Origin of the sequence: Mesorhizobium sp. Root102 (assembly GCF_001425625.1) — a bacterium.
GTDB lineage: Bacteria > Pseudomonadota > Alphaproteobacteria > Rhizobiales > Rhizobiaceae > Mesorhizobium.
Window position 1 is genome coordinate 196,950 of record NZ_LMCP01000004.1, and the last position, 10,804, is coordinate 207,753.

A 10,804-nucleotide genomic window follows, 5' to 3' on the forward strand; every position below is an offset into this window, starting at 1 on the left:
GGCACCGTCTGATCGTCGCGAGACGAGATCCAGACTCTCGGCGGGCCGTTCGGATTGGGGAGTCGGGCGGCGCTGCACATCCATTGTGCAGTGCACATTAAATCTTCGTAATGCCGTGTTTTGGCCCTTTTCCGACAAAGGCGTGTCCTATCTATTCGGCGAAATCGCGGCAACCGACCGTGATTTGCGCTAGGATAGGACCATCGGACCACGACGTGTCGGGTGGAGAGGGCCTTTGACCATGCGTGGAAAAGTCGTTCTTTCTTTGCTGGCCGTCGCTTGCCTGGGCGCGGCGGCGGGGTGGCTTTATCTTTCGCCTGATGCGCTGGGCAAGGTTCAACAGCTCGTCGGAGCAAAGCAGGTGGCCGCGTCGGCGGCTGCGGACAAGAAAGGCGCCAGCGCGGCGCGCTCGGCCTCCATCCTCTCGACAGTCGCCTCGACCGCCGATTTCCCGATCCGGCGTTACGCCATCGGCTTCGTCTCCTCTCCAGCCGTGGTCAGCATCAACGCGCGGATCTCCAGCCAGATCGTCTCGATCGACGTCAAGGACGGGCAGATGGTGAAGGTCGGCGATGTTCTGTTTTCGCTCGATGACCGCGCGTTGAAAGCGCAACTCGCCAAGGACCAGGCGACACTCGCCAAGGACCAGGCAATGCTCGCCAGCTCGCAGTCCGATCTCCAGCGCGCCAAGGATCTGGTCGCCAAGCAGGCCGGCACGCAACAGACCTACGACCAGGCCGTCGCAGCGGCGAAGGCAGCGGCGGCGACCGTCGATGCCGACAAGGCGACAATCGACGCCGACAACGTCCAGCTTGGCTTCGCCACGATCACGGCGCCGATTTCCGGCAGGCTGGGTGCGGTCAGCGTTGCCGTCGGCGACCTCGTCACCACCAGCAATGGCAACGGCAGCACGGTGACCCCGCTGGTGACCATCACTCAGATGGACCCGCTGCAGGTCAACTTCAATCTTCCCGAGAGCAACCTGGCGCTGCTGCACAAGGCGCTTGCCAATCCGCAGCCGGGCGCGGTGACACTGACCAAGGATGGTGACCCGACGCCGATCGGCAGGGGTACGCTCGATTTCGTCGACTCCAGCGTCGACACCGCGTCGGGTACGATCGCGACGCGGGCAAGTGTGCCGAACACCGATCTTTCGTTGTGGCCGGGCCAGTATGTGAATGTCGTGCTCAACGCCGGCATCATGCCGCAAATGACATCGGTTCCGACGGTCGCGGTGCAACCTAGCCAGAAGGGGCCGTTCGTCTATGTGGTCAAGCCGAACAACACCGTCGAGATGCGGCCGGTGCAGGTGGCCCTGACCGAAGGCGAGAACAGCGCCATCAGCCAGGGGCTGAAAAGCGGTGAGAAGGTTGTCACCGAAGGCCAGACAAGGCTGAAGGATGGAGCCGCGGTGCATGAAGGTAAGGCAACGGCGAGTGCTGCCGCGCCCAAGGTGGCCGAGGCGACCAACGCCGGCGAGGCAGCCCAATGATTTCCGAATTCTGCATTCGCAGGCCGGTCGCCACCCTTCTGATGTCGTTCGCCCTCGTGCTGGGCGGGCTGTTTGCCTACAAGTTCCTGCCGGTGGCCGCACTGCCCAGTGCCGAATTCCCGGTGGTCAACGTCTCGGCTTCGCTGCCCGGCGCCTCGCCGGAAACCATGGCGACATCGGTGGCGACGCCGCTGATCAAGCAGTTCGCCACCATCGCCGGCATCGATTCGATCTCGACCACGAACTCGCTTGGCCAGACATCGATCGCCATCCAGTTCGTGCTCAATCGGGACATCGACGCCGCGGCCGCGGACGTACAGGCGGCGATCGCGCGTACGCAGAAATCGCTGCCGCCCGAAATGACGTCGCCGCCGAGCTACCGCAAGGTCAATCCGGCCGATGCGCCGATCCTTTTGATGTCGCTGGTCAGCGACACGGTTCCGCTGACAGATCTCGATGCATTCGCGGAAAACGTCATCTCGCCGTCGCTGTCGACCATCGATGGGGTGGCGCAGGTCTCGATCTTCGGACAGCAGAAATACGCGGTGCGCATCCAGATCGATCCGACCGCGCTTGCGGCACGCGGCATCTCGATCGATCAGCTGCAGACGGCAATCGCGTCGGCCAACAGCAACACGCCGCTCGGCGTGCTCCAGAACGACAAGCAGCAGCTCACCATCACCGCCAACACGCAACTGACCGACGCGGCCGGCTTCTCCAACATCATCATCGCCACCAAAAACGGTCACCCGGTACGGCTGGGCGAGGTGACCCGCGTGGTCGATTCGGTCGAGACGACGACGACTGCAAGCTGGTATGACGGCACCCGCGCCATCATACTTGCCGTCCAGCGCCAGCCCGACGCCAACACCGTCGACGTCGTCGACAAGGTCAAGGCGATGTTGCCGTCCTTCCAGGACCAGATGCCCGCCGCCGCTTCGATAAAGCTGCTCAACGACCGTTCGTCCTCGATCCGCCAAGCCGTCGACGACGTGCAGTTCACACTGCTTTTGACCATCGCGCTGGTGGTGATGGTGATCTTCGTGTTCCTGCGCCGGGTGACGGCAACGATCATTCCGGCCGTGGCGGTGCCGATCTCGCTGATCGCCACGCTCGGCGCGATGTTCCTGTTCGGCTTTTCCATCGACAACATATCGCTGATGGGCCTGACGCTCGCCGTCGGCCTCGTCGTCGACGATGCCATCGTCATGCTGGAAAACATCTTCCGGCATATGGAGGAGGATGGGCTTTCGGCCTTCGATGCGTCGCTGAAGGGCGCGCGCGAAATCGGCTTCACCATCATCTCGATCTCGATCTCGCTGGTGGCCGTGTTCATCCCGGTGCTTTTGATGGGCGGCGTCATCGGGCGCATCTTCAACGAGTTCGCGGTCGTGGTGACGGTCGCCATCCTGGCGTCGATGTTCGTGTCGCTGACATTAACGCCGATGCTGTGCTCACGGCTCCTGTCGGTGACCAAGGCCGACCGCGACGCGCATGGTCCCGGCCACAAGCAGGACCTCGTCACGCGCGGCTATGACCGGGTCTTGAGTTTCTGCCTGCGGCACACTTTCCTGGTGTTTCTCGTCTTCGTCGGCACCGCGGCAGCGTCGGTGTGGCTGATCGAGGTCTCGCCTAAAGGCTTCTTCCCGCAGGAGGATATCGGCCAGATATCGGTGACGACAATCGCACGCCAGGACATCTCGTTCGACGCCATGGTCAAACTGCAGCACCAGGTCGCCGATGTCTTCTCGCGTTCTCCTTATGTAACGCATGTCGCCTGGTCGGTGGGCGGTGGGGGAAGCGCCCTTAATCAGGGCAGGCTCTACGTGCAGTTGAAGGACAAGAGCCAGCGCCCCGATATCGAGAAGGTGCAGTCCGATCTGCGGCGGCAATTGTCCAATGTAGCCGGCATCGAAGCCTATATGCAGCCGGTGCAGAACCTCCGACTCGGGTCACGATCCTCTGCCAGCGCCTACCAACTTGTCGTGCAGGGGCTCGATACAGGCCAGACCGACATCTGGGCCCAGAAACTGAATGACGCGATGGCGGCCGACCATACGAACTTCACCGACGTCACCAGCGACCTGCAGAACAATGCACTGCAGGCGACGCTGGTGGTGGATCGCGACAAGGCCGCGCAACTCGGCATCGATACCGATACGCTGCGCTCCGCCCTCTATGGCGGGTTCGGCACCGACCAGGTTTCGACGATCTTCGGTTCGGCCGACAGTTACGAAGTCATCACCGAGCTCGATCCCAAGATCGAATGGTCGCCCGAGCGGATGCTCGCCATCCAGATGAGGACGGCGAGCGGCAGCCTGGTTCCGCTAGGTGCCTTCGCTCGGGTCGATCGCACGGCAGGCGCCCTGACCGTCAATCAGCTCGGCCAGCTTCCGGCGGTGACGATCTCCTACAACCTGCCGCAAGGTGTGGCGCTCGGCGATAGCGTGACCCGTATCGACGCGCTGAAAGAACAGATCGGCATGCCGAAGGCGATCTCGACCACCTTTGCCGGCACGGCCAAGACCTTCCAGGATTCGCTGGCCAACCAGGGTCTTCTGGTCGGCGGCGCGATCCTGACCATCTATATCGTGCTCGGCATCCTGTACGAGAGCTTCATCCACCCGCTCACAATCCTCACCGGCCTGCCGTCGGCTGTGCTCGGAGCGGTTGTTGCCTTGCGCTTTGCCGGCATGGATCTGTCGGTGATCGCGGTGATCGGCATCCTGATGCTGATCGGCATAGTCAAGAAGAACGGCATCATGATGGTCGATGTCGCGCTCGAACTGCGACGAGAAGGCATGTCGGCGACCGAGTCTATCCACAAGGCCTGCCTGATGCGTTTCAGGCCGATCATGATGACGACGCTGGCGGCACTGATGGGCACGTTCCCGATCGCGCTCGGCACCGGCGCCAGCGCCGAGCTTCGCCAGCCGCTCGGCGTTGCCGTTGTCGGCGGTCTGCTTGCCTCGCAAGCGCTGACCCTGTTCGTGACGCCGGTGATCTATGTCTACATGGAGAATTTCTCGGGCTGGCTGGTCGGGCTTTGGTCAAAGCGCAAGGGCGAACCGAGCCCGGTCGAAGATGTCGACCAGCCTTCGCTGTTCAAGGCCAGGGAAGAAGCGCTGTCCGAACCGCAGCGGGCGGCCGCCGAATAGAGACAGGGCCAGCGCCATGGTCCGCTGGCCCAAGGCGTCGTGCTTGCGGCGGCGTCAGCGGAATCGTAATTTGCGGCCATGTCACACGATCATGATCACGACAACGAACTCGATCCGTTTGCCGCCCGCGTGCGTGCGCTGGAAACCATCCTCACCCAGAAGGGGTTGATCGATCCGGCCGCGATCGACGTCATCGTCGATACCTACGAGACGAAAATCGGCCCGCGCAATGGCGCCAGGGTGGTGGCCAAGGCATGGGTCGACGCGGACTTTGCCGCATGGCTGAAGCGCGACGCGACGGCGGCGATCGAATCGCTGGGCTACACCGGTAGGCAAGGTGAGCACATGCAGGCGGTGTTCAACACTGAGGACACGCACAATCTCGTCGTCTGCACGCTGTGCTCCTGCTATCCGTGGTCGGTGCTCGGTCTGCCGCCGGTCTGGTACAAGGCGCCGCCCTATCGCTCACGCGCCGTCATCGATCCGCGCGGGGTGCTGGAAGAATTCGGGCTGACGCTGCCGGCGGACAAGAAGATCCGCGTCTGGGATTCGACCGCGGAGCTGCGCTATCTCGTCGTGCCGATGCGACCCGAGGGCACTGAGGGCTGGAGCAAGGAACAGCTGGCGGAGTTGGTGAGCCGCGACGCGATGATCGGCACCGGACTGGCCCAAAGACCTGGAATAGAGGGGCAGCCGGCATGAACGGGCCGCAGGATCTCGGCGGACAGATGGGCTTCGGCCCGGTCGCGCCCGAAAAGGACGAGCCGTATTTTCATGCCGCATGGGAAAGGCGCGCGCTCGGCGTGACGCTGACTGCCGGCGCCATGGGCGCGTGGAACATCGACGAGAGCCGGCACGCGCGGGAATCGCTGCATCCCGCCGATTATTATGCCTCCAGCTACTACGAGATCTGGATCAAGGCGCTGGAGACACTTCTCAAGCGCCATGGCTTCGTCACGGAGCGCGATCTCGAGGCGGGTCGGGCGGTCGATCCGGCAGCGACACCCAAAAGGGTGCTGAAGGCCGAAAACGTGCCGGCAGTGCTGGCCAAGGGCGGGCCTTGCGACCGGCCGGTAGCGACGGCGGCGCGGTTCAAGGCCGGCGACCCCGTGCGGACCAAGAACGTCAACCCGACCGGCCACACGCGGCTGCCACGCTACGCACGCGGCAAGTATGGCGTCATCGAGGCCGTGCGCGATGGGTTTGTGTTCCCCGACAGCAACGCGCATGGGCACGGCGAGAACCCGCAATGGGTCTACACGGTGGTGTTCAAAGGGGCGGAAATCTGGGGCGGGGGCGCCGACCCGACGCTGAGCGTCTCGATCGATGCCTGGGAGAGCTACCTTGAGCCGGCGTGACACGGATATGGCCGATTTGCCACCGGGCGTCGATGCGCCGATGTTTGCGGAGCCATGGCAGGCGGAAGCCTTCGCCATGACGGTGGCGCTGCACGACAAGGGCCTGTTTTCGTGGAGTGAATGGGCGCAGGCGCTGTCGAGCGAGGTGAAGAAGCCCGGCGCCGCGTCTGACGGCCATGACTATTACGAACATTGGTTGGCGGCACTGGAAAGCCTGCTTGCCTCCAAAGGGCTGGCCGCCAAGTCCGATGTCGACGCAATGGCTGAGGCCTGGGAGCGCGCCGCGCACGCCACCCCGCACGGCAAGCCGATCCTGCTGGAGAATGATCCCCAGCTCGACCGCAGGTCGTAGCGGCCAGACCGAATAGGTCGCGGCAACTCAAAGCTTGGTAGTGGGGAGTGCCTCAGTTTGAAATTCGACCGGGCACGCGGTCCTTAAAAAAAGCGAGCCTCCGGCTCAGTAACAGTGGGCGAGAGTTTTCCCACCTTCTCCTCGGCCAACTACTTAACAAGCAGATCGCGCTTTATGGGATCTGTTTCCGTTTCTAGTTTCTTTTCGAAATTCCTGATGTTTTCGAGGTGCACGAACTCATCGTATCTGCCTGGCATCGCGCGCTCCTTTCGTGGAGGGCTTTTCGGGCTAGCCAAATATTTTACGCCTTTCGTGGCAGCGGGTCCATCAAATTCAAACTGAGACTACCTCACTTTGTTCTCTTTACGTTCCGGTTCGCCCCTGATAGCCTGACCTCTCGGCGGCGCTGAGGCGTCCCCACGTGTCGATCGTGATGGCGGCTGTCTTGTCTTTCCCTTGCGAATCCGGTCTCTCGCGCTGATGGAATTCTCTCCCCAACAGGACGAGGCGTTGCAAGCGGTAGCCCGCTGGCTCAAGACCGGCAAGCCGCAGCTGTTCCGGCTGTTCGGCTATGCCGGCACCGGCAAGACGACGCTGGCGCGCTATTTCGCCGAACATGTCGATGGCCAGGTGCAGTTCGCGGCTTTCACCGGTAAGGCCGCACAGGTGCTGCGCTCCAAGGGCGCGGTCAATGCGCGCACCATCCATTCGCTGATCTATCGCCCGAAGGGCGAGGAATCGGTATCGGATGAGGTCACCGGCAAGACCTCGATGTCGCCGACCTTTTCGCTCAACCGGCAGAGCCCGATCTCGCGGGCCAAACTGGTCGTCATCGACGAATGTTCGATGGTCGACGAGCAGCTCGGCCGCGACCTGATGAGTTTCGGCACGCCGATTCTGGTGCTCGGCGACCCCGGCCAGTTGCCGCCGATCTCGGGTGGCGGCTTCTTCACCGACCACGAGCCGGACTTCCTGCTCACCGAAATCCATCGGCAGGCGCGCGACAACCCGATCCTGCGGCTGGCGCTCGATGTGCGCGAGGGCCGCGAGTTCATGCGTGGCGACTATGGCACGGCGCAGGTGATCGGCAAGGAAGACGTCACCCAGGAGCTGGTGCTCAGGGCGGACCAGGTGCTGGTCGGCACCAACCGCACGCGCCGCCGCTACAATCAGCGGCTGCGCGAGCTCAAAGGCTTCAATGCCGACTATCCGCAGGCCGGCGACAAGCTGGTCTGCCTGCGCAACGACCCGGCCAAGGGCCTGCTCAACGGCTCGCTGTGGAAGGTGATGACCTCGTCGCGCGAAACGGTGAAGCCCGGCATCAACCTGTTGGTGTCGCCGGAAGAGGACGATCCGGATCGCGGCGTCGCCAAGATCAAGCTGCTCAAGGCGGCCTTCGAGGATCCGGACGCCGATATCCCCTGGCAGCAGAAGAAGCGCTTCGACGATTTCGACTATGGCTACGCGCTGACCGTGCACAAGGCACAGGGCTCGCAATGGAACGAGATCGTGTTGTTCGATGAGAGCTGGGCCTTCAAGGAAACCCGCCAGCGCTGGCTCTACACCGCCATCACCCGGGCGGCCGAGCGGCTGACGATCGTCAGGTAGCTATCGCTCTTCGGTTGGCTGAGCACCAAGCCATTGCCACGCCGCGGCTTCCTCGTCCGCCTTGAAATGTCTGAATTCGATGGGCGGTGAGGATGGCAGGAAGCGCTGCGCGTCCGCTATCCAGTCCGGTTCGCCGATCGTCGCGCAACGGCCGACATGTTCCAATGCGTGGATGGCGCCCTGCTTCAGGGTCTCGTCCGCGATATGAGCCCAGTCGACGCCCTCATGCTCGACGAGGCGGACCAGCACATCGATGCGCGGGTGAAGAGCGTAGGCAGCCTCCATCAGCCCAAAAAGGTTTTCGCCATCGGCAGCAGAGACGTGCCCGACGACGTCGATGGCGAAAAGGTCGTCACGGCTGGTTTCGAGACGGCGGATCGCCGGTACGGTATCGAGAAAATTCACGGGGGTTCCTTTCCCAGGTTCGTTCATCAGGCTTGGAACACCCGAAACCCCCTGTCTGTTCCCGCCAAAGGCATTATAGGTGGCGCGTCGAATGATTTTACGAGGCCGCCCACATGCCCGCAAAGCTCTCCGTCAATCTCAATGCCATCGCCATGCTTCGCAACCGGCGCGACCTGCCGTGGCCTAGCGTCATCGGTCTCGGCCGCATTGCGCTCGCGGCCGGAGCGCATGGGCTGACGGTGCATCCGCGCCCCGACGAGCGGCACACAAGACACTCCGATCTGCCAGAGATCCGGTCGCTGATCGACGACGAGTTTCCGCGCGCGGAATTCAACATCGAGGGCTATCCGAGCGAGGATTTCCTGGGGCTTGTGGAAAAGCACCAGCCTGAACAGGTGACCCTGGTGCCGGACGATCCGGCCCAGGCGACATCGGACCATGGCTGGAACTTCGCGACCCAGGCCGCGTTCCTCACTCCGATCGTCAAGCGTCTGAAGAAGGGGGGCTTTCGCGTGTCGCTGTTTTCCGATCCGGACCCCGATTGCGTGGCGGCCGCACGCGACACCGGCGCCGACCGTATCGAGCTCTATACGGGTCCCTACGGCAGCTACTATTCCGACTCCGCCAAGGCGGCCAAGGAGCTGGAAAGACTGGGAAAAACCGCCGACGCCGCTCTTGCTGCCGGGCTTCAGGTCAATGCCGGGCACGATCTGGTGGTCAGCAACCTGCCGGCACTTGCCAAGCGCATTCCTGCATTGGCCGAAGTGTCGATCGGACATGGGTTGACAGCCGACGCGTTGGAGTATGGCATGGCCGGCACGGTGGGTCGGTTCCTCAAGGCCTGCGGCTGGTAGGGGTTGAGCTTGGCACGGCAAAGCATGGCAGCCATCGTGTGCAATTGATATCGTACCGCAGCGTGCGTAATGCACCGCACGCCTACCGGAGAGTGGTTCATGGCACTTGCCAGTAGCGATAGCGACGCCGAAGCCGTCGCATCGGGCCATCCCGAGGTCGAGCAGCATAGCACCAAGGTTCTGATGCTGGGCGCATTGGGTGTCGTGTATGGGGATATCGGCACCAGCCCGATCTACGCCTTCCGCGAGGCGCTTCATGCTTCTCCGGGCACGGATACGCGCGGTGACGTCTTGGGTGTTCTGTCGCTGATCGTCTGGGCGTTGACCATCATCGTGACCATAAAATATGTCGCCTTCGTGCTGCGCGCCGACAACAAGGGCGAGGGCGGTACACTGTCGTTGATGTCGCTCGCACGCAGCGCCTATCCAAAAGGCGCGCGACTCATTCTCGGGATCGGGCTCTGCGGCGCGGCGCTGTTTTTCGGTGACGCGATCATCACGCCGGCCATCTCCGTGCTGTCGGCGGTTGAAGGCCTGGAGGTCGTGACTCCGACATTGGATGCCTATGTTGTGCCCATCACCTTGGTTATCCTAGCCGTCCTGTTCTCGGTGCAACGGTTCGGCACCGGAAAGGTCGCAGCTGTGTTCGGTCCGGTGACTGCGTTGTGGTTCCTGGCCATCGGCGTCGCCGGTGTCTATCATCTGATGGACGACCCGTCGGTCCTGCTGGCGATCAATCCCTACTATGCGGCTGCCTATCTGGTCGGCACACCGACTGCCGCCTTCGTCACGGTTGGCGCGGTGTTCCTGGCGGTGACCGGGGCGGAGGCGCTTTATGTCGATCTCGGCCATTTCGGACGCAAGCCGATCGTGCTCGCCTGGCTGGCGATCGTGTTTCCCTGCCTGCTGCTCAACTATTTCGGGCAAGGCGCCTTTGTCCTCGCAAATGGTGGCAGGCCCACCAACCCGTTCTTCCAGATGCTGCCGGACTGGGTGCTGATGCCGATGGTCGGTCTGGCCACCGCCGCGACCGTCATCGCCAGCCAAGCGGTGATTTCTGGCGCTTTTTCGCTGACTCGCCAAGCAGTTCAACTGAATCTCCTGCCGCGCATCGAGGTGCAGCACACGTCCGAAATGCAACTCGGGCAAATCTATATGCCGCGCGTCAACCTGCTCATCGCGTTGGGGGTGATGTTGCTGGTCGTCGGTTTCGGCAGTTCGAGTTCGCTGGCCTCCGCTTATGGTATCTCGGTGACTGGTGAAATGCTGATGACGACGATCCTGCTGTTCGTGGTCATGCGCAAGTTATGGAAATGGAAGCTGGCACTGGCGCTGGCGCTGGCACTGTTGTTCGGCATTATCGATAGCGGCTTCTTCCTGGCAAATGTCGTGAAGATCTTCGAAGGCGGCTGGGTGTCGATTACCGTTGCCTGCGTCATGGGGTTAGTCATGTCGACGTGGATACGCGGCAGCCGGTATCTGTTCGACAAGACCCGCCGCAACGAGATCCCGCTCGATTTCCTCGCAGGCAATCTGTTGAAGAAAAAGCCGCAGCTTGTGTCCGGCACCGCCGTGTT

The 10,804-nt window shown here is 62.6% G+C and carries 9 protein-coding genes; 8 read left to right on the forward strand and 1 reads right to left on the reverse strand.

What is annotated here, in order from left to right; genetic code table 11:
- Window positions 1-241 precede the first annotated feature (241 nt).
- The 6 genes from ASD12_RS06490 to ASD12_RS06515 all read left to right on the forward strand — a co-directional run bounded on the left by ASD12_RS06490 (window position 242) and on the right by ASD12_RS06515 (window position 7,968).
- Window positions 242-1,492, forward strand: coding sequence for an efflux RND transporter periplasmic adaptor subunit (locus ASD12_RS06490; protein WP_056583113.1), 1,251 nt, complete (start codon window positions 242-244; stop codon window positions 1,490-1,492).
- Window positions 1,489-4,650, forward strand: coding sequence for an efflux RND transporter permease subunit (locus ASD12_RS06495; RefSeq protein WP_056583056.1), 3,162 nt, complete (start codon window positions 1,489-1,491; stop codon window positions 4,648-4,650). Before ASD12_RS06490 ends, ASD12_RS06495 begins: the two co-directional genes overlap by 4 nt.
- A 78-nt stretch (window positions 4,651-4,728) precedes the next feature.
- Window positions 4,729-5,352 (forward strand): nitrile hydratase subunit alpha, encoded by a 624-nt coding sequence (gene nthA / locus ASD12_RS06500; RefSeq protein ID WP_056583058.1) that lies wholly within the window; start codon window positions 4,729-4,731, stop codon window positions 5,350-5,352.
- Entirely contained in the window at window positions 5,349-6,008 is a 660-nt protein-coding gene (gene nthB / locus ASD12_RS06505) for a nitrile hydratase subunit beta (RefSeq protein WP_056583060.1), read from the forward strand. The genes nthA and nthB overlap by 4 nt, the downstream gene beginning before the upstream one ends.
- Entirely contained in the window at window positions 5,995-6,360 is a 366-nt protein-coding gene (locus tag ASD12_RS06510) for a nitrile hydratase accessory protein (protein WP_056583062.1), read from the forward strand. Before nthB ends, ASD12_RS06510 begins: the two co-directional genes overlap by 14 nt.
- A 480-nt stretch (window positions 6,361-6,840) precedes the next feature.
- Entirely contained in the window at window positions 6,841-7,968 is a 1,128-nt protein-coding gene (locus tag ASD12_RS06515) for an ATP-dependent RecD-like DNA helicase (protein ID WP_056583064.1), read from the forward strand.
- Here ASD12_RS06515 and ASD12_RS06520 read toward each other — a convergent pair whose 3' ends face one another.
- Window positions 7,969-8,373, reverse strand: coding sequence for an STAS/SEC14 domain-containing protein (locus ASD12_RS06520; RefSeq protein WP_056583067.1), 405 nt, complete (start codon window positions 8,371-8,373; stop codon window positions 7,969-7,971).
- 113 nt (window positions 8,374-8,486) lie between these two features.
- On the opposite strand from ASD12_RS06520, the gene ASD12_RS06525 reads away from it, so the two are divergent.
- Together ASD12_RS06525 and ASD12_RS06530 are read left to right on the forward strand one after the other, a co-directional pair.
- The gene (locus tag ASD12_RS06525) at window positions 8,487-9,227 is read left to right on the forward strand and encodes a pyridoxine 5'-phosphate synthase (RefSeq protein ID WP_056583068.1); all 741 of its coding nucleotides are present in this window, start codon (window positions 8,487-8,489) and stop codon (window positions 9,225-9,227) included.
- 99 nt (window positions 9,228-9,326) lie between these two features.
- Window positions 9,327-10,804: potassium transporter Kup (locus ASD12_RS06530; RefSeq protein ID WP_056583070.1), on the forward strand; the 1,478-nt coding region annotated here is incomplete at its 3' end.